Raw genomic sequence first — 20,320 nt, forward strand, 5'->3', positions numbered from 1 at the left:
CTTACGCAAAAATCCCAGTAACCACCTCGCCATAGACATCAGTGAGGCGGAAGTCTCTGCCGGCATAACGATAGGTCAGCTTCAGGTGATCAATGCCGAGGAGGTGCAGGATGGTCGCATGCAGATCGTGCATGTGGACTTTGTCTTTCACGGCGTAGTAGCCGAAGTCGTCCGTCTCTCCATACGCGAAGCCGGCTTTCACGCCGCCACCGGCGAGCCACATGGTGAAGCCCTGCGGGTTATGATCGCGGCCGTTGGCACCCTGAACAATCGGGGTCCGGCCGAACTCGCCGCCCCAGACCACCAGGGTGTCTTCCAGCATGCCGCGTTGTTTCAAATCCGCCAGCAGACCCGCGATGGGACGGTCCACTGCCGCCGCGTTCTTCGTGTGGCCTTTGACGAGTTCAGAGTGCTGGTCCCAAACGTTCGGCGTGCTGACCTGGATATAGCGCACCCCCGCTTCGGCAAAACGGCGCGCGAGCAGGCACTGGCGGCCGTAATTGTCCGTCACAGTGTCGCCGATGCCGTAAAGCGCCTTGATGTGGGCGGGCTCGTCCTCAATGTCCATGACGCGGGGAGCCTCCCGCTGCATGCGGAAGGCCAGCTCCATGCTCTGGATCATGCCCTCCACCGGGGCATGGCGCGTATGCTCGAAGTGTTCACGGTTCATCTCCTGCAGCAGATCCATTTTACGCATTTGCCCGGCGGCATCACCCCCGGCATCCAGGAAGCGGAAGGTGGCCTCTTTGCCGAGCTTTCCACTACGGCCCACAGTAGTACCTTGATGCGCAGCAGGCAGGAACGCGGAGCCGTAATTGCGCGGACCGCCATGAGTGGCCGGCGGGCTGATGCTGACAAAGGCTGGCAGGTCGGCATTCTCCGTGCCGAGGCCGTAGCTGATCCAGGAGCCGATGGACGGACGCACAAAATTATCCGCGCCCGTGTGGATCATGCACACCGCCTGGCCATGGGACTGGCCTTTGCTCTGCATGGATTTGATGACGCAGATGTCATCGAGCCGCTTCGATACTTCAGGAAACAGCTCACTGCCCCACAGGCCCGCTTCGCCATGCTGCTTGAACTTCCACGGCGATCCAAGCAGCTTCGCCTGGCTCGCCGAGGAGGGATCCAGGTTCTTCGCAGGGGCGAAGGGCAGTTTCTTGCCATCCAGCTCCTGGAGCTTCGGCTTGTAATCAAAGGTGTCCACCTGCGACGGCCCGCCCTGCATGAAGAGAAAGATCACCCGCTTGGCGCGGGGTGCGTGATGCAGCCCAAGCGGCAGATTTGCCGCCGTCGAGATGCCATTGAGCGCGAGCGCACCGAATCCGCAAGCAGCGGATTGCAAAACGTGACGGCGTGAGATGAGCGGCGAAGAAGGATTCATGACATCATTCAAGGAAAAGAAACTCTGTGGAGGCGAGCAGCACATGCGCGAGATCCGCGAGGGCCTGCTCACGGTCCGTGCCGCTCTGGTCAATGAAAGCCTGGGCACGTTTCGCGGCGGCGTCACTGGGCGCACGGCCAAGGATGGTCTGATGCAACCACATTACGGCATCCGCCTGCGCATAGGCATGTTGCGCGAGAGTGGCGGCCTGTTTTTGGATGAACGAACTGTTTAGCAAATACAGCGCCTGCGTGGGCACGGTGGTCAAGGGACGATCACCGGAAGTCATCTCCGGATTCGCCGCATCGAAGATCTCCAGATCTGGTGCGAGATTGTTGCGGGCCACCGGCAGGTAAACGCTGCGGTCCGTGATCGTGTCCAGTTTCATCAGATCATCGAGATCCTCGCCATATGTCAGCGCCGTGGGACCGGCCTGCCCGGTTTTCAACTCGCCGGTGAGTTGCAGCAGGCTGTCGCGGATTTCTTCAGCCGTGAGGCGGCGGTAGGCATGCCGGGCAAAGAGTTTGTTTTCGGGATCCCGCTCCACCCGTTCTGATCTGCCCTCGGCGGCGAGCTGATAAGTGCGGCTCAGCACCATCTCCCGGATCAGCGTTTTGACGGACCCGCCGCTGGCCCTGAACTTCGCCGCCAGGTGATCCAGCAGCGCCGGGTGTGTGGGCTTCTCGCCTTGCACGCCAAAGTTATCCACCGTGCTGACGATTCCCTGCCCGAAAAGCTTGGCCCAGAGACGGTTCACGATCACGCGGTCCAGCAGGACGTTCTCTTCGCTCACCATCCATTCGGCAAGTTGCAGACGTCCGCTGGACCCCTCGGCGATCTGGGGCGCAGGTCCGCGATGCAGCACGCTGAGGAAATTGCGCGGCACTTTCGGCCCGAGCTGGTTCGCCTCCCCGCGCACACGCAGGTTCAGATCCCCCGCATCGGCGGAGTCACGCGGTGCCATGGCCAGATCGGCATCCTTGAGCTCGTCAATTTGCTTCTTCAGCTCCTTCGACAGGGAGGCGCTGCTCATGGTGAGCAGCGGATCGCCCGTGGCGCTGCCGTTGACCATCGCCAGGGCCATGGATTCACGCTCGATGTCCTTTTCCGAGATGAACTGCACCGCATCCACGATGACATAACCCTTCGTCCCTATCGTGCCGATGATGACGTTCACGCGCCCGCCTTTCTCAAAATGAAAGCGGCCAATGGGCTCAAACAAACCGCCAATGCTCGGCTTCCTGGTCTGGTCTAAAACGACTTCGTGAACGCCGTCAAACGCCTCAACCGTGATCGGCACCTGCGTGTCACAGTTCTCCTTGGCCGGATGGGCGATGCGGACCTCGTAGATACCGGTCTCTGGCAAGGCGCCACGAAAGACCGCCTTCTTCACGCCTTTGTCCTTCCTGTCATCGTGAATATAGAAGTCTCCAAAGCGATACTTGGAGAGTTTGGATTCCTTCCAGTCTCCGACGAGTTCGGCGCTCGTCTCATCATAGAGGATGCCCGCGAGCGGAAGCTTTGTCAGCGACTTCTTACCCGCGACTGTTTCCATGAAATCACGCTCCACCTTGAGCCGCATCGCGAGTTCCAGCCGCTCCACCTTTTGCTTCAGCTCGGCAAACTCCGGTCCTGCCTTGGGCAATGGCTGCTCCACCCAGCTCGCCACATTTACACAGCCGTTGCGAGTGCCCATGACAATCTCCGTGCTGCGCAGAAAGCCGGCGAGAGCGTAATAGTCGTTCTGAGAGATGGGATCAAATTTGTGATCATGGCAGCGGGCACAGCCGATCGAAAGCCCGAGCATGGATTTGCCGATGGTATCAAGCTGCTCGTCCACGGTATCGAGATGCAGCTTCTCCTTGTCGCGTTCCGTCAGCATCTTCGGTCCCAAGGCGAGGAAGGTGGAAGCGATCATGCGCTCGCGGCGCTGCGCATCATTTTGTGATGGCATCAGATCACCCGCAATCTGCTCGCGGATGAAGTCATAGTAGGACCGGTCGCGATTGAAGCTGTCGATAACGTAGTTCCGGTAACGCCAGGCCTGATAAAAAGTGTAGTTCCGGTCCCCGCCGTTAGAATCTGCGTAGCGTGCCAGGTCCAGCCAATGCCGCCCCCATTTTTCACCAAAGGCGGGGCTTTGCAAAAGACGGTCCACATAGGCCTCATAGTCGCGCGGTTCCAGGTCCGCCTCCGCCGGTGGCAAGCCGGTGAGGTCGTAGCTTAACCGGCGCTTCAAACTGCGCATGTCTGCATCCGGCGCAGGTTTCAGCCCCTTCGTTTCCAGCTCTGCCAAAACAAACGTGTCGAGGTCATTGCGTGGCCACGCCTTGTCCTTCACTGCGGGCAAAGAACCTTTTTGCAAAGGGCGATAGGCCCAGGTCTGCCGCGCTGCCTCGAAATCAATGGTCTTCGTCGGCTGCGCCTCCGCGAGCGACTCCACCCGTGGGTCAGGCGCGCCCATCGAGATCCACTGCTCCAGCACGCGGATCTCTTCCGGCGACAGTTTCGACTTCGGCGGCATCTGCAGGTCCTCGTCCTCATAGCGCACGCTATGCATCAGCAGGCTCTTGGCCGGCTGCCCCACCACCAGGGCAGGGCCTGCATCGCCTCCTTTCTCCCAGCCCTCCTTGCGGTCCAGGAGCAGGCCGCCCTTTTGTTTTCCGGTTTCCTGCGAATGGCATTCGTAGCAGTGCTTCACCAGCAACGGCCTCACCTTCCCCTCAAAAAAAGCCACCCCGTCTGCGACCGCTGAATCAGCAGCCACCAGGGCAAGGAGAAGCGAGATGGAGGAAAGGCAGCGCACGGATATAGAATGCTGGAAACAGGCAATCTTTGACAGAAAAGATCGGGCTGCAGGCGCAGTTTCTTTCCGGAAGGGCCTGGAAACCTAACGTTTTCTACTACCGTCGGCCATGATTAAAATGCACGGGCGCAGTCTTCACCTCGGCTCCCTGGTTGTCACCGATCTTCAGATTCTGACAGGAGGGGTCCACCACGATGGTGGCGAGACGGTTTTGGAAGACATTGCCGGTCATCTGGAGGTCACGGCCATTGGGGGCAAAAGTAACCGCATTTTCCGGTGCAGATTCGCCGAGAGAGAAGACATTATCCCGGACAATCACAGGTCCGTAGCCGGCCCCTTCTTCATAGATGGTGAAGTAGAGTTCAGGAAAGGCCACGGGCTTTCCGGTCTGATAAGCGATGCGGCCCCGACGCTTGTTGTCCTCGTTTTTCGTGGTGTTGTTCACGAAGACATTGCCCTGAAGAATGAAGTTTTTCGGCTGGTTGATCCAGCTTCCGCGCCCGCCATTGCGGAAGGTATTGCCGGTGATGGTGACATCCGTGCAAGACTTCTCCACGCTCATCACTCGCGAGCCATTGGTGCCGTCAATGAGGTTGCCCGTGATGGTGGCGTTCTGGCAAAACTCCGCCAGAAAGAACGCCCCCATGCGCGAGCCGAGGATCTGGTTGCTGGCAAAGACGATGTTCGTACAGCCCTGGATGTGCATGGTATCGCCCAGTGCACTGACCTGGCAGCCAATCACCCGCACATCCTTGCTGCCCGTGATGTCAAAGGCGCCCTTGCCCGGCCCTGCGCCGATGGGTGCCCAGTTCAGATAACAGGCGGAGAGGTTGTACGCGAAGCTGGTTCCTTCACCTGAGCCCTGGAATTTCAAAGGTGGCCCGCCGGGCGTTTCAGAAATTTTGATGTACTCTTCGTTAGACTCCACCACAAAGTATTGCCGTCCCTGCGTGATGTTTTGGGGCAGTTCCGGCGTGAGAAAACTGAGAGCCTCTTTTGGCTCGTCCGTCTGGCTCACGGGGATGGGTTTGGTCCGGTTGTCGAAGCGCACCTTGTCATCGCCATCTTGCATAACCGCCTTTTCATAGGTCAGATCCATGCGGAAGTAAGTCTTCGCGCGCTCCACCTCCCAGGGTTCATAGGCATCCGGCCAGGTGACGATCTGCCACAGGTAGCCGTAGTCCCACATGAACTTGCCGCTGCGCAGGAGCGTGCAGCTTTCCAGCACCACCCGCTCGGCCTGGGTGATGACCTTGCCGTCACGGCCTTTTTCGGTGAAGCCATGCACGCCGATGACCGCCCCGGCGACGCCGCTGGATCTCACATCGCGGAAAAGAATGTCATGCGTGCGGCCACCCTCCGTGGTGGTGATCTCGATGGCCTTGGTGTTGACGCTCGGCTCCCAAGTATTTTCCTTTCGGGCAGGATCAAAAACATGGCCGATGAACTCTCCCCCCATCCAGGTGAAATGCGCCAGGTCCTGACCGGCAAAGAGAACGAGGCGGACTTTGTCCTCCAGCTTTTCCGGCAGGTGAAACCGCGCACCATAGGCCGAGACGATGGTGTTTGAGGACAGGGGAAGCGGAGTCGCTCCATCCAGGTGGTAATCTCCCGGTGGGATGGTCACGACGCCGCCCTCCTTGGCCGCAGCCTCCAGCAGGGCGGCGATCCTGGCGGCATCATCAGCCGAGGCCATGGCAGTAAGACCGAGACAAAAGAGGAGGGCATAGAATGACTTCATGGTGAGAGTCTAACGGAAACCGCAGACCGAACACCACGACAAAGAATAAGCGAAATGCGACAATGCATAATAAATGCCGGGCACCACCTTTCAGCCAAGAGCGGGCATACCTGGTCCCATAATGAAACCATTGCTAGGCAGGAATGACAGTGCTCTCGTTCCGTTATACCACCTGCTTCTTATTCTCCTCCAGCCCTATGCCTCCCCACAATCCAGACGTCGGTGTCCGGGCTCAGCGGCGGGTCATGTGGAGACTGATGCCCTACCTCATTCTGCTCTACATTGTCGCCTATCTGGACCGGGTGAACGTCAGTTACGCGGCGCTGGAAATGACGGTCGACCTGGGTTTCACCGCAGCCACCTATGGCTTTGGCGCGGGCATTTTTTTCGTCGGCTACTTTCTCCTGGAAGTGCCAGGTGCGGTCATCGCCTCCCGCTGGGGCGTGCGCAAGCTGGTCTGCCGCATCATGCTCAGTTGGGGCGCACTGGCCATGGCCATGGGCTTCATCAATACCGAGCAGGAGTTTTACTGGCTGCGCTTCCTGATTGGAGCAGCGGAGGCAGGTTTCTTTCCCGCAATGATTGTCTATCTGGGCCACTGGTTCCGGATGAAGGACCGTGCCAAAGCCGTGGCGCTTTTCATGTCGGCCATCTCCCTGGCCATGGTCATCGGCGGCCCGGTCTCCGGCGCTCTGCTGGAGATCCGCTGGTTCGGCCTGGAGGGCTGGCGCTGGCTGTTTATTCTGGAGGGCATGCCCGCGATAGTCCTGGGCATCACGTCCTGGTTTTTTCTCACCGAAAAACCGGAGCATGCCAAATGGCTGCCGGAGGATGAAAAAGCCTGGCTGGTGGCGGAACTGGAAAAAGAGCGCCTTATCAAAGTGCAGGCAGGCGCGCACCGCGCCCAGTCCATCATCCAGGCTCTGCGAGATCCGCAGGTACTGCTGTTTTCCACCGCGTATTTTTTTGGCCTGATGGCCTCCAACGGGCTGGGCTACTGGCTGCCCACCATGATGAAAGCCGTGTCCGGATATTCCAACTGGACGGTTTCCCTTTTAGTCTCCCTCCCCTACTCCTTGGGAGTGGTGGCCAAGCTGATGGCAGGCTGGTCCTCCGACCGGATGAACGAGCGACGCTGGCACACAGTGGCGCTGTTGATGATGGGCAGCGTGGGACTGGCAGGGGCTGCGCTTTTGCAGCATCATCTGCCGCTGGCTCTGGTGTGCCTTTGCCTGGGCGTCATCGGGCTGACCGGTTATACCCCCAGCTTCTGGGCGTATGCCACGAGCTTCCTGGCCGGCACGGCTAATGCGGCCGCCATCGGCCTGATCAATTCCATTGGCAACCTGGGCAGCTTTGCCGGCCCCTATGCCATGGGCTGGCTGAAGGAAAATACGACTGGCTACGCAGCGGGCATGTTTATGCTCGCCGCATCCTCCGCCGTCACCTCCGCCCTGGTGCTCGCCGCCAGGCAATCTGGTCACGTATTGAAACCAGGAGAAAAGAACAGAATCACACCGGGATCAGACCGTTAATTCCACCAGCAATCCTGCCCTCCCGGAATGAGCACCTCCAAACGTTACCGTCCCTGCGTTCTTGCCACTTGCTGCCTGCCCTGGCGTGAGGATGACAGCTTCGCCGAGGACATCTTCCGCCGCTCCGTCAGGCACCTCATCGCCCAGGGCATCCGGGATGTTTACATCTTTGGCACGGCCGGTGAAGGGTATGCCATCACCGATGCCCAGTTTGATGAAATCACTCCCATTTTCCTCGAAGAGACCGCCGCTGACGATGTGCAGGGCATGGTCGGCCTGATCAGCCTTTCACTGCCCACGGTCATCGGCCGCATCGAACGTGCACGCGACATGGGTGCCCGCCGGTTTCAGCTAAGCCTGCCAAGCTGGGGCACACTTCGGGATTCCGAAATGGCCACCTTCTTTCGCGAAACCTGCGGGCGTTTTCCCGACTGCGAGTTTCTGCACTACAACCTCATGCGCACGGGCCGTATCGTCACCGGCAAGGAATACGGCGCTCTCTCGGAGCAATACCCGAATCTGGTCGCCACGAAAAACAGCACCGCCGATGAAGCCCGCCTCAGCAGCCTGATGCAGGACGCGCCTCAGCTTCAGCATTTCATCACCGAGGGCGGTTTTGCCAAAGCCAGCACGATGGGCGAATGCGGATTTTTGATCTCCTTTGCCTCCACGAATCTGGAGTTAGGCCAGGCCTACTACCAGGCGGGCCATCAGGGAAATTTTGAATTGCTGAATGCCATGCACGATGAACTCGACATCATCGCTGCAGACCTGCGCAGCTCCGTGGCGGACAGCGCCCACATGGACGGAGCCTTCGACAAGATGTTCTGCCGCCTTCACGACGATGCCTTTCCCCTGCGTCTGCTTCCCCCTTACGCGGGCATCACTGAAGAGGTGTATCAGCGCTATGTGAACGACCTGCAAACCAAGCATCCCCGCTGGATGCCCCGGCCTGCTTTATCATGAAATACATTTTGTTAGCCCTTGGGATGACGTTTTTCACCTCGGCGCAGGCTGCGGACACTCCGCCCCTGCCTGCCTCCGGTGAATCCCTCACAACGGCAGATGGCGTGAGGTTCGCCCTGTGGCCGAAACGTCTGGCCGAACCTGCACCGCTCCTCTTCATCCTGTCTGGCGACCAGGATGAAACCCTGTCCTCCAAGTACTTCCGCCAGGCAGGCCAGTTTCTCGCCAATGAGGGTGTGGTGTGCGTTTCCGTGGACCTGCCCTGTCATGGACAGGATGCCCGGCCCGATGAAAAAGGCCTCACTGGCTGGCGCAGGCGCTGCGACAAAGGCGAGGACTTCGTTGCGGAAGTCACCGGCAGGCTCAGCGCCGTACTGGACCACCTTATTAAAGAAGACATCGCCGATCCGGAACGAATCGCCGCCTCTGGCACCTCACGGGGCGGATTCATCGCCACCCACTTTGCCATCGCAGATGCCCGGGTAAAACATGTGCTGGCCTTTGCGCCTCTCGCAGACCTGGCCAGGATCACCGAGTTCAAAGGGGCTGAAGACCTGCCGCTGGTGCAAAAGCTTTCCCTCGAAAAAAATGCTTCCATCCTGGCCGGCAGATCCCTGTGGCTGGTGATCGGAGACCGTGATGACCGGGTGAGTACCGAGTCCGTCGTCCGTTTTGCCCGCGCGGTTACCCAAACCACATTGGAGACAAAAAGCCCCGCAGCCGTGGATCTGCATGTCATTGCCGAACCTCGCGGCCACACCGTCCCTGCCGGTTATGCAGAGTTGGGCGCTGCCTGGCTGCGCAAGAAATTCGACCTGCCTGCTTCCAAATAACCCCGCCCTCCCATGCGCATCACCGAAGTCAAAACCGTTCTTCTCACCGGTCCCTACAGCAAGGATCCCTACATCCTCGCCTGCCGCCCCCGGCGCAGCGCGGCCTTTGTAGAGATCCACACCGATGCGGGTGTCACGGGTGTGGGTGAAACCTACGCAGGTTATTTCTTCCCGGAATCCGTCCCGGTCATCGTGGACTTCTTTGCCCCCATCCTCATCGGCCAGTCACCGGAGGATGTGGAGGAGCTATGGCAGCGCATGTACCGCAGCGGCAACTACTGGTGCCGCGTGGGCCTGGGCGTGGCGGTGATCAATGCCATCGAAGCCGCCCTATGGGACCTGCGCGGCAAGATGCATGGCGTTCCTGTGTATCAATTGTTAGGCGGCAAAGGCCACCATGAACGGCTTCCCTGCTACGCTTCCGGCGGCCCTAGCAATTACCCGTTCGATGAACTGGCCGGCAAGCTGGACTTCTATCAAAGCCTCGGTTTCCACGGCATCAAGCTGGGCACCGGATCCTTCTCCGCCGAGAAGGGCTGGTTTGCCACCACGACGGCCGAAGAAGCGGCGGAGTTTGAAAGCACCAAGCTGGCCTTTGCCCGCATGCACGTGGGCAAGGATGTGCGCCTGATGCTGGACGGCCACATGGGCAACAATCCCGCGCCCACCAAGTGGAACCTGGAAACAGCCGCTGCCGTGATGAAGGCCGTGGAGCCCTATAATCTGTTCTTCTTTGAGGAGCCCCTGCACTACACGGACCCCTGGGGTTATGCCGAGCTCTGCAAAGGTACCACCGTCCCCATTGCCGGGGGTGAGTGCCTGACGGCCATGTATGAATGGCAGGTCTTCGCCGAGCGGGATGCCTTTGACATCGGCCAGCCAGATGCCGCCTGGACGGGCGGGCTCAGCGAATTCATGCGTGTCGCCGCCATGATGGACAGCCGGGGCCGCAAGATCGCCACCCACGCCGCTGGGGCCGGAGGAGCGCTAATGCAAAACATCCACTGCGCCTTTGCCTGCGCCAATACGGTCATTTGCGAAGTGCTGCCCGCCCTCGGCGGCATGCACCTGGACATCGCCGGTGAAGACTTCCGTTTTGACAACGGCGACGTGCTGCCGCCTGAGAAGCCAGGCCTTGGCCTCGTGCTGACAGATGAGATCAAGAACCGTTACCCCTTTGTGCCCGGCAGCGGCGAGTTCAACAGCGTGCCCGGTAAAATCCTTGTGGACTGAGCCATGCCCAAAATCGTCATCACCATCCCCCTCCTGCCCGGGGTCCAGCAAAGGCTGGAAGCCCTGCCGGATACCGAAGTCATCATGAGGCGGTCCGATGGCGATTTTGCTGAGCCTTTTCCCACGGAAGTCATCGCTGATGCGGACATCCTCGTCTGCAAACTGCCGCCCACCAATCATACCGAGATGCAGTCGCTGAAGTTGGTGCAGATTTCATCGGTGGGTTTCACCCAGTTGATGCCCCTGAACCTGCCCCAGCGCGCCGCCCGCGCCTGCAATGCGCGGGGCGTTTACGACACGGCCATCGCTGAATGGAGCATCGCCATGCTGGTGAATCTGGCGCGGGATCTTCGAGGCATGATTCGCAACCAGGACCAGGGCATGTGGGATCGCGGCGAACGTTTCTGCACCGAGATCCGTGGCCGCACTTTGGGCATCTGGGGGTATGGCGGCATCGGTCGGGAAACGGCGCGGCTGGCGAAAACGCTGGGTTTGAACATTCACGTCATGGTGCGCAAGGGCATCGGTCCGCGTGATGACTCCTACGCCGTCAAAGGCACCGGCGATCCTGAAGGGCTGCTGCCGGACCGGGTGTTCACCCAAGGGCAGGAGACGGAGTTTCTCAGCGGCCTGGATTTCCTGGTGCTGGCCATGCCTCTCAATGCCGCCAATACCGGCCTCATCGGTGAGCCTGAACTGCGGGCCATGAAGCCTGAAGCCTATCTCCTCAATCCTGCCCGGGGTCCCCTCGTCCAGGAACAGGCCCTGCTGCGTGCCCTGACTGAAAAATGGATCGCCGGGGCGGCGCTGGACACCCATTATTATTATCCCATGCCGCCGGAGCATGCTCTCTGGCACCTGCCCAATGTCATCATGACACCCCACATCTCAGGCACGGACAAAAGCCCACACTTTCTGGGCCGCATGAGCGAGATCGTGGAGCACAACGTCACCCACTTTATCAACGGAGGGCCGCTTTGGAATGAGATCGCCACAGCAGACCTGGCCTGAACCGCCCTCAATCTCGGCGTGCCGGTTTGACGACGGCCAGCAGCAGGCCGCTCAGCAGCACGCCGATGGCCGATCCCATGAGCAGATAGCTCAGGTCCACATCCCTCTCCTTCAGCCAGCCGCCAAGGTAGGCGGCCACGCCGCCAATGAGGCAGCCGAAGAAATTCAATACGCCGTAACCCGTGGCCCGGTGCTGCGGGGCCGCCACCTGGCAGAGAATGGGCATCATGTTGGCATCCGAGCACCCTCGTGCAAAACCGAAGGCAATCAGGCAGACGCTGACCACCACCAGGGTATCTGTATGCGCACTCAGGAAGACAAAGGGCGATGCCAGTGTCAGCGCAATCATCGGCACCCACAAGCGGCCACGGATCTGCGTGCGGCTCCACCGGTCCGCCCAGGCTCCTCCAATGAGCACGCCCGCCAGGGCTGCCACCTGCGTATAGACCGACGCAGTGAATCCGGCTTCGGTCTGCGACAGGTCAAACTGCTCACGCAGATAACTCGGCATCCAGGTGATGAACGCCCAGCCGGCAAAGCCCAGCAAGCCCCAGTGCAGGGTGATGATCCACATGTTACCGCTGCCAGCCAGCGTCTTCAGCGTTTCAAAAACGTCAACGGGCGGCTGGCCCGCATTGGCCTGGCTGGCATGCGGCACATCCCGCAGGAAAAAGCTCAGCACGATGGCCAGGGCCACTCCAAAGCTGCCAAACACCCAGAAGCCCGAGGCCCAGCCGTGATGGTCCGCCATCCAGCCCCCCATACCGGCCAGCGCCATGCCTGCATACACCCCGGTCATGTGAATGCCCGTGGCCAGCGAGCGTGTACTGCCACGATGGTAGTCCGAAATGAGCGCCAGAGCCGCCGGAATGTAGCACACCTGGCAGATGCCCAGCAAACTCCGTGTGGCCAGCAGTTGCTCATAAGTCTGCACATAAACCGTGGCCCAGGTCACCGCCGACCAGCCACCCAGGCTGAACAGAATGACACGGCTGCGCCCAAAACGGTCCGCACACCAGCCCCCCAGCGGGCTCAGCAGACCATAGACAATGAGGAAACCCGTCGTCAGTCCGCCAAAACCGTCATCTCCCATGGAGACCGCCTGCTTGATGGAATCCCGCATCGTGTTCAGCATCACACGGTCCAGGTAGTTCAGGCATCCCGCCAGCCAGAGAAGCCCCACCACCAGCCAGGCGCCTGGAAGCGGCCGGGCATTGTCAGCATCATTCATCGGAGGAGCGGAGGCAGACATAATAAAAAGCCAGCATCTGCGTGGCTGCCTTCCTGGATTAATTGGAAAGCATCATAAAGCAAATAAAAACATCATTGCAGCATTTTTAAAGCATAACCAACAATGAAACATTTATTCTCAGCCATCCCAGGCATCAGGCTCTTGAGCCTGGCTGCCCCGGTCCTCTTCGCATGGTCAGTCACCGCAGCAGAACCGGTGCAAAAGCCCCGGCTGCGCGCCGCCGCACTCGAATTCGGTGTCACCCCAAAGGCTGGCGGTGCCACCGTGGGCAAGACGGGCGCCGTCGTCATGAACGTGGCCGGTCCGCTCAATTCCACCGTCACCCTGCTGGAGCATGGCGACAGCCGCCTGTGCCTCATCACCACGCATTTCAATTCCCCCAAGGCTGTAAACGTCAGCGCCATGTTCCGCCGCGTCATCGCTGAGGATTTGAATCTGCCGGTGTCCAACGTGCTGATCTTCGTCTCCCACAATCACACCGACATGAAGATGGCCAGCAACCAGCTGGAGGCCTACGACAACTTGTCCACCCCGGTGGACAAACTGCCTGTACCCGAGCTTCTGCCCACCGGCCAGGAGCTGCTGGATAAACTGCGCAGCCATGCCAAGCGCCTCCCGGATCTGCTCCAGCCCGTCACCGTCTGGTGGGCCGAGGGCAGCGAAGGCCGCATCACGTATAACCGCAAGGGCCGCCGCGCCGATGGCAGCAGCTACCTCATGCGCGAAGAGGACCGCGACCTCATGGGCGTGGATTTCAATGGCGACATTGACCGTCAGGCCCCCATCATCGTTTTGAAGAATGAGCAGGGCCAGCCCGTCACCTCCCTCGTCCAGTTCACCGGCCACCCATGCACCTGCTATCACCCGGAAAAACCCGTCGTCTTTGGTGACTGGCCCCAGGTCGCCTGCGAGGTCGTCGGCAGCCATCTCTCCCCCGCCAGCCCTGTTCCCATGAGCTTCCTTCAGGGCTGTGCGGGCGATGTCAATTCGAAGGGCATGTTTCGCGGCAGCGTGGAGCTGTCCAAAAAATACGGCAACATGCTCGCCGAAAGCTACATCCAGGCGCTGGACAAGTTACAGCCCTCCGCCCGCGACGGTTTTGATTACGCCGTTGAAAAAGTCAAGATCCCCCTCGCCCCCCTGCCCTCCGTCGAAAAGCTGAAGGCGGAAATCGAAGAGATGGAAGGCTTCATCAAACGCGCATTCGCAGGCGATGAAGACACCCTCGCCTGTGCCGGTTTAAACTTCCCCCGCGAGCTGTCCCCTCTCTACCGGGGCAAGCTCATCGAAGGCGTCCTGCCCTGGAGCCGCTGGGCGCTGGACATGCATCAGAAAGGCCAGGCCGATACGGTGGCAAAGCATCTCGAAGTGGAGATTTACGTCCTGCGCCTGGGCGATGTCGGCATTGTCGGCCTGCCCTTTGAACCCTTCCAGGGCATCGGCCGCCAGATGCGTGCCGGGTCGCCCCTGCCCATCACCATTCCTTGTGGTTATACCAACGTCTCCTATGGCTACCTCACCGACGGCCCCAACACCGATCCCGACCATGGCGAATACATGAGTGCCCACTACCGCTACAGCCGCTTCCGCGCCCCCTATGCCAAACCCGCCGGCGACGTCCTCGCCATCCAGGGCATCGAAACCCTCAGCCGCTTTGCCAATCATGGAAAATCCAACTGACTCCTTCCACGAAATCGGAGCCCACGCGCAGATAGATCCCGGCGTGGTGCTCGGCTACCGTTATCCAGGGTACTCCGAGCCCACCCGCATCGGCGATTACGCCATCATCCGCTCAGGCTCCATCCTCTATGCGGACACCACCATCGGCCACCGTTTCCAGTGCGGCCATCAGGTGCTCATCCGCGCGGAGGTCAGCATCGGCCACCGCTGCGTGGTGCATCACAAATGCACGCTCGAAGGCCGCCTCCGCATCGGCCATGGCGTGAAGATCATGGCGCACGTGTACCTGCCCAGCACCACCGTCATTGGCAACATGGTCTTCATCGGTCCTGGCACCACCTTCCTCAATGACCGCCTGCCCATGCGCCGGGCCGCCCCCGTTCAGGGTGCCATCATTGAGGATCACGTCACCATCGGCGGCGGCGTCACCATCTGCCCCGGTGTCACCATCGGGCGCGGCTCCTTCATCGGGGCCGGCTCCGTCGTGAACAAGGACGTGCCTCCTTACACGCTCGCCCTCGGCGTCCCCGCCCGCCACCAGCCCCTGCCACCAACCATGGCCCGGGAAAACCTGCCCGAACTTCTCCTTCCGCAAACCGACCTCTTCGGAGCCCGCCAGGATGATACCTGGAAAAACGAAACCCTGCCCAACTCATGAAACCATCCCCCAAACTCCCCCCTGCAAAAAGCAAAGGCCGGGCCTTTGGAGCCGTCCTGGCTGCCTTCGCCCTCGCCGCCCCCCTGGCCCCTGCGGAAGAGCTGTTTGACGAAACCCAGGTCACAACCCTCTTTGCTTTTGACAACGTCTCCATTCCCCATGCCCAAAACCTGCGCATGGAGATGCGGTCTCCTAAAAAGCATCCGCGCAATCCCGTGCTCACCCGTGGCGCACCGGGAACGCCCGATGCCAAAGGTGTCCAGTTTTACGGCTCCATCATCCGCGAGAAGGACAAATACCGCCTTTGGTATGTCGCCTTTGATGATGACAAGGAAAACAAAGTCGCCTCCAACCGCTGGCGGGCCGCCTATGCGGAAAGCGACGACGGTATCAACTGGATGAAGCCCAATCTCGGCCTCGTCGAATACGCGGGCAACAAAAACAACAATCTCATCCTCACCGAGCCAGGCCCCTTTGGTTTCGTCAATATCAAGGTCCTCCTGGATCCCGAAGATCCGGATCCTGCACGGCGCTATAAAATTTCCTCCCACGTTTACTTCCGCCACAACACCCGGTTGGGCACCCTCATGCCCTTTGTCAGCGCGGACGGGCTCACCTGGAAGAGCGAGCGGGAGATAAAACCCGAAAAGTCAGAGATGCTGAAGAAGGACCTCATCCTTCCCGGCATCCATTTTGAACCTTCAGGCGGCCTGTACAAATGGGACGGCATGTTTTACGCCTCCGGCCAAAATTCCATGGATGCCCCGCGTCCTTATCACGGCCGTGTGGCACGCGCCTACCGCTCCCCGGATTTCTTTAACTGGTCCCAGACCAGCACCCTGGCGTTCACCCGGACCGCGCAGAACACCTTGTTAGGCAAAGGCCGCAGCCGCGAAGGCGAGCAGACCCACGAAGGCATCAGCGTGTGGAACCGGGGCAACATCCTGCTCGGCATTTCCGGCGTGTGGCATGGGGCCAAGGAATGGAAAGACGTCACCATTGACCTCGGTTTTGTCGTCAGCAATGACGGCGTCCATTTCCGTGAGCCCGCCTATGAATGGCTCTTTCTGGAGCACGGCAAGGACGGCGAGTGGGACCAGGGCGGCCTTCTGCAGGGCCAGGGGTTTGAGAACATCGGTGATGAAACCTTTGTCTATTACGGAGCCTGGGATCCCCGTCATTGGGAGCAGGAACCTCCACGCGGCGGAGTCGGCATCGCCGTCCTTCCGCGCGACCGCTTCGGTGATCTTGTCGTGGAGAAAGTGGGCGAAGGCCCCGGCGACTATCAGATTCCCCAGGTCACCAGTGAGTTCATCACCAAAGCCATTGACGTCAAAAAAGACACGTCACCGCGCTTCCATGTCAATGCCGATGGCCTCGGTGCGGAAGCTTCTTTGAAGATCGAACTGCTCGATGCTCAGGAACGACCGCTCCCTGGATACTCTGGCAAAGACGCCGCCATCGTCACCAAGAGCGGCTTTCAAACTCCGGTTTTGTGGAAAGGCAAAGCGAAAGCCACGGGGCTGCCCGAGCGAGTGTGCATCCATGTCATTTTCGAAGGCACGCGCAATACCGACATCCGGTTCAGTGCGCTTTACCTTACGCCTGGCAAAGGACCATAAAAATGAATGCAGGTGATATTCAGGTGAGTTCTCTCCATATTTGTCTTGGTTTCCTCCTGGCACTTAGCTTAATAAGGAAATCATGGCTGAATCCGCCTGATTATTATGCCGAAACATGACATCCTTATTGGCCCAGTGCTTGGTTATGAATGGGACAGCGAGAAGCAGCAGTCCTTTTATACTGTCATCATCCGCCTACCACGTGGAAAAGCTCCAGTTTGGGTGGTTGATGGACAACGTGTAAAGATGAAGGAAATTACCTTCTCCCTGCATGATAGCAGCCGTGTCTGGAGAGGGGAGATTGCACTTCCGGCATTTCAAGATCCTCAGGAAAAAACTGTTTCATACACAGTCGAGCGCGAGGGCAAGCAGCTCAAAAATGTTTGCGGAGACAGCGAATGGTCCTTCTTTCTTCCGGGTCTGCCCACCCCGGTTAAGCAACCCCGCATCGCCTTTTGCTCCTGCAACGGCTTCACGGATCCAAACTCCCTCCGCGACCGAGATCCCCTGGCCATGTGGAAGCGCATGGAAGAGGGCCATAAAAAAGAGCCTTTCAGCCTGCTTCTGATGGGAGGAGATCAGCTTTATTGTGATGATCTTGCGCGTAAGGAAGGCAGCTTTGCCCGTCTTATCAAGTGGCTGAAGCCAGGGGAAAAGCCCAAAAGCCAGCCCACCGTGAAGGAGTTCATGGAGAGCTACTTTGACCATTACCTTCTCGCGTGGGTCCGGATCACCCATGATGGCAAGGACTATCCTCACACACCCATGGTACGCATGATGGCCAGCATCCCCAGCATCATGATGTGGGATGACCATGACATTTTTGACGGCTGGGGTTCCTATCAGACCGCTGACAAAAACATTCCTTATTACAAAGAGGCGTTTGACGCTGCCCGGCAGGCCTTTGAAGTCTATCAGATACGTGGCAAAAATACGTGCCGCTCCCTTCTTGATTCAGGCTCAGACCAGCCCCGTCATTATTCCATGGGACTTCAGTTCGGCCCTTTCCACCTCCTTGTCCTGGACAACCGCTCTCATCGCACCGTGGACCAGGTCATGGACAGGCGGCAATGGGACCAAGTGATCAAATGGCTCGGAAACAGCCAGGATAACAGCAAATCCCTTCTCCTGGTTTCCCCAGTGCCCGTCGTCTATCGCCGCTTCGCCCACTGGGTATCTTCATTGCCTGGTGAGCATGGAGGTGAGGATGATCTTCGTGATCATTGGAGCCACAAGACTCATGAATGGGAGCGTGACCGCCTCATCTCGCACCTCTTCGGAGTCTTGAAGTATGGTGCGAAAGAAAAAGGCTACCAGCGCATCACCCTCCTCTCTGGTGATGTTCACGTCGGTGCAATCGGCTTTTTGGAACGCACCGATTTCCCGGCGGAAATCGCCCAGATCATCTCTTCTGCCATCCTTCATCCTGAGCCCGGCGTGCTTCAATGGGAAGGGCTTAAGGCCATCAGCAATGATGACGAGCACAGTATTCGCGGTCAGGCGGTCGTGGCTAAAATGAGCACGCCCGTCCGGGCCGTTGACCGGTATCTCCGCTGCCGAAACTTTGCCTGGCTCAAAGCCGGGGATGACGACAGGCTTTGGGTTAACTGGGAGTGTGAAAACGTGGACGGAAAAACCCCCGTACGGGTGGAGTTCCCCTTGCGCTAAGTTTCCACACTCCCCCTTTCATCAGCCCATGGCGGCCTAACATTACGTGCAGCCACGGAGGAGAAAAAAGATAATGAGCAAAGGTACCGGAATGCCAATCAGCCAGAGAAAAACCCAGCCGAGTGCGCCGGATTCACGAGGACGGTTCATTTTTGTTTTCATACGAATTATTGGTTAGGTTTAACTGTCACCAAGTATTCGCAGGCCACGGACCATCCAGCCCTGCCGGACGATATTTTCTTCATCGCACCTCGGGCCCCGGCGTTTTACGGCCCCCAGTGCAGGGCGATCTTCCTTTTCAGAAAGTCCACACTGCGGGCAAGCTGGTCCATGCCGTCCACCCCGTCTTCAATGCTGATCCAGCCATCGAATCCCTGGCTTTTCAGCTCAGTGAAAATGGCATCATAATCATTCAGCCCTTTGCCGATCTCCCCATGTCGGAGCCGCTTGGCATAGCCCTGCGCTCCACCTTCTTCACGGCGCAGATCTTCAATCGTTCCCTCCGCCAGATACCGGTCGCTGGCATGCATCGTCACCACGCGATGTGACACCCTTTTCAGCAGCTCGATGGGGTCTTCCCCGGCCAGATACGTATTGCTCGGGTCATAGTTCACCCCAAAGTTCGGGTGCTCAATCGCACCCACAAGCTGGCAGAAAACATCCATCTTCTGCGCAAACTCCGGGTAGTCCCAAAAGTCATCTTTATAATGGTTTTCGATGATCAGCGTGATGCCGCGCTCCTGCGCATAAGGCAGGCAGGCATGGATGGAATCCGCCGCCAGCTTCACCCCTTCATCCACGCTCAGCTCCGGCCGCCGCTGGCCGCTCAGCACGCGGCAGTAGCTGCCGCCCAGCGTCTGCGTCATGTCAATCCACCGCTTCTGCTTGGCGATCTCCCTTTCCCGGAAGGCCGCCTCCGGGTGCGTGAAGTCGGGTGAGCAGCACATCATCGGAATCACCTTGCCCGTATCCTCTGCTTCTTGGCGAAAACGCAGCCAGTTGTTTTCATCCGCCATCTCCAGAAATCCTGCATACCACTCCAGCCCCTGGACATCGAGCTTGGAGGCCAGGGCGATCCATTCAGACACAGTCATGGTTCCTTCTTTGCAGAGCGCCTGCATGAAGGCTTTGGGAAAGGCGGCGAGCTTGGGCATAAGAGGTAAAATCAGCGTGGCCAAAAAATGTTTTCCAGTGGCAGCAGGCCGTACAGGCTGGCGTCAGCCTACCTTTTCACCTCCTGGGCATGAACCGCTTCACAGATCATCCTCAGTGACGCTTCCAGGTCACCATCGGCCGTTTTAAAAGCATCCGCATCAATGGTCAGCGGCGCCCCCAGCACGACCAGCGGCGCGCCATATTGAGGGCACTGGATGGCCTGCTCCAGCGTCAGCCCGCCCACCGCCTGCACCGGGATCTTCACCGCCTGCACCACCTCCCGCAGCTGGTCCATCGGGCTCGGCATCCGGTGGCCCGCCGCCGCGATACCCCGCCGTTCATCATAGCCGATGTGGTGGATTACATAGTCACAGCCCAGGTCCTCCAGAAACCGCGCCCCCTCCACCATGTCCGGGCACACCATGTTGTCCCCCATCACCTGGCAGCCAAAGTCCGCGCCCGCCTTCACCACGCACTTGATCGTCTCCGCGTGCGCCCGCGCCATCACCACCACATGCGTGGCACCCGCCTTGGCCATCATCTCCGCCTCCAGGTAGCCGCCGTCCATCGTTTTCAGATCCGCCACGATCGGCACCTGCGGAAAAGCCTTCCTCAGCGCCCTCACGCCGTGCAGCCCCTCTGCCAGGATCAGCGGCGTTCCCGCCTCCAGCCAGTCCACCCCCGCCCTCATGGCCAGCGCCGCTGTTTCCAGCGCTTCATCAATGTTGGTTAGGTCGAGCGAGATCTGGACAATCGGTTTCATGGTGAGTAGCGGA

The 20,320-nt window shown here is 59.4% G+C and carries 15 protein-coding genes; 9 read left to right on the forward strand and 6 right to left on the reverse strand.

The features are described from left to right. Position 1 precedes the first annotated feature (1 nt). The 3 genes from WJU23_RS20690 to WJU23_RS20700 form a co-directional block, all read right to left on the reverse strand. Positions 2-1,384: a DUF1501 domain-containing protein gene (locus WJU23_RS20690; protein ID WP_346334525.1), complete on the reverse strand. Its 1,383-nt coding sequence runs from the start codon at positions 1,382-1,384 to the stop codon at positions 2-4. 4 nt (positions 1,385-1,388) lie between these two features. Beyond that, complete coding sequence (locus WJU23_RS20695; RefSeq protein WP_346334526.1) at positions 1,389-4,190, reverse strand: DUF1553 domain-containing protein; 2,802 nt, start codon at positions 4,188-4,190, stop codon at positions 1,389-1,391. A gap of 97 nt (positions 4,191-4,287) precedes the next feature. Further along, a complete protein-coding gene (locus WJU23_RS20700; protein ID WP_346334527.1) occupies positions 4,288-5,931 on the reverse strand; it encodes a right-handed parallel beta-helix repeat-containing protein in 1,644 nt (547 codons plus the stop codon). Positions 5,932-6,128: 197 nt separating this feature from the next. Here WJU23_RS20700 and WJU23_RS20705 point away from each other — a divergent pair, with 197 nt between their 5' ends. From WJU23_RS20705 to WJU23_RS20725, 5 genes are read left to right on the forward strand one after another with little or no spacing between them, the layout of a single operon-like run. Beyond that, positions 6,129-7,466, forward strand: a complete 1,338-nt coding sequence (locus tag WJU23_RS20705; protein WP_346334528.1) for an MFS transporter — start codon at positions 6,129-6,131, stop codon at positions 7,464-7,466. Between the two features lie 27 nt (positions 7,467-7,493). Beyond that, a complete protein-coding gene (locus WJU23_RS20710; protein ID WP_346334529.1) occupies positions 7,494-8,432 on the forward strand; it encodes a dihydrodipicolinate synthase family protein in 939 nt (312 codons plus the stop codon). Further along, a complete protein-coding gene (locus WJU23_RS20715) occupies positions 8,429-9,265 on the forward strand; it encodes an alpha/beta fold hydrolase (protein ID WP_346334530.1) in 837 nt (278 codons plus the stop codon). Before WJU23_RS20710 ends, WJU23_RS20715 begins: the two co-directional genes overlap by 4 nt. A 12-nt stretch (positions 9,266-9,277) precedes the next feature. After that, complete coding sequence (locus WJU23_RS20720; RefSeq protein ID WP_346334531.1) at positions 9,278-10,498, forward strand: mandelate racemase/muconate lactonizing enzyme family protein; 1,221 nt, start codon at positions 9,278-9,280, stop codon at positions 10,496-10,498. Positions 10,499-10,501: 3 nt separating this feature from the next. Then, positions 10,502-11,509, forward strand: coding sequence for a D-2-hydroxyacid dehydrogenase (locus WJU23_RS20725; protein WP_346334532.1), 1,008 nt, complete (start codon positions 10,502-10,504; stop codon positions 11,507-11,509). 7 nt (positions 11,510-11,516) lie between these two features. Here WJU23_RS20725 and WJU23_RS20730 read toward each other — a convergent pair whose 3' ends face one another. Then, positions 11,517-12,761: an MFS transporter gene (locus WJU23_RS20730; protein WP_346334533.1), complete on the reverse strand. Its 1,245-nt coding sequence runs from the start codon at positions 12,759-12,761 to the stop codon at positions 11,517-11,519. Positions 12,762-12,902: 141 nt separating this feature from the next. Between WJU23_RS20730 and WJU23_RS20735 the strand changes: the two genes are divergently transcribed. The 4 genes from WJU23_RS20735 to WJU23_RS20750 all read left to right on the forward strand — a co-directional run bounded on the left by WJU23_RS20735 (position 12,903) and on the right by WJU23_RS20750 (position 18,389). Further along, the gene (locus WJU23_RS20735; RefSeq protein WP_346334534.1) at positions 12,903-14,441 is read left to right on the forward strand and encodes a hypothetical protein; all 1,539 of its coding nucleotides are present in this window, start codon (positions 12,903-12,905) and stop codon (positions 14,439-14,441) included. Beyond that, entirely contained in the window at positions 14,425-15,099 is a 675-nt protein-coding gene (locus tag WJU23_RS20740; protein WP_346334535.1) for a DapH/DapD/GlmU-related protein, read from the forward strand. The genes WJU23_RS20735 and WJU23_RS20740 overlap by 17 nt, the downstream gene beginning before the upstream one ends. Further along, positions 15,096-16,721 carry a hypothetical protein gene (locus tag WJU23_RS20745; protein WP_346334536.1) on the forward strand — a complete coding sequence of 542 codons (1,626 nt, stop codon included), beginning with the start codon at positions 15,096-15,098 and terminating at the stop codon, positions 16,719-16,721. Before WJU23_RS20740 ends, WJU23_RS20745 begins: the two co-directional genes overlap by 4 nt. A gap of 246 nt (positions 16,722-16,967) precedes the next feature. After that, positions 16,968-18,389: an alkaline phosphatase D family protein gene (locus tag WJU23_RS20750; protein ID WP_346334537.1), complete on the forward strand. Its 1,422-nt coding sequence runs from the start codon at positions 16,968-16,970 to the stop codon at positions 18,387-18,389. Positions 18,390-18,655: 266 nt separating this feature from the next. Here the strand turns inward: WJU23_RS20750 and WJU23_RS20755 are convergent, their stop codons facing one another. Continuing rightward, complete coding sequence (locus WJU23_RS20755) at positions 18,656-19,543, reverse strand: sugar phosphate isomerase/epimerase family protein (RefSeq protein WP_346334538.1); 888 nt, start codon at positions 19,541-19,543, stop codon at positions 18,656-18,658. Between the two features lie 68 nt (positions 19,544-19,611). Further along, complete coding sequence (locus tag WJU23_RS20760; RefSeq protein WP_346334539.1) at positions 19,612-20,307, reverse strand: orotidine 5'-phosphate decarboxylase / HUMPS family protein; 696 nt, start codon at positions 20,305-20,307, stop codon at positions 19,612-19,614. Between the last annotated feature and the right edge of the window lie 13 nt (positions 20,308-20,320).

The sequence above is a fragment of the Prosthecobacter sp. SYSU 5D2 genome (genome assembly GCF_039655865.1).
Taxonomy (GTDB): domain Bacteria; phylum Verrucomicrobiota; class Verrucomicrobiia; order Verrucomicrobiales; family Verrucomicrobiaceae; genus Prosthecobacter.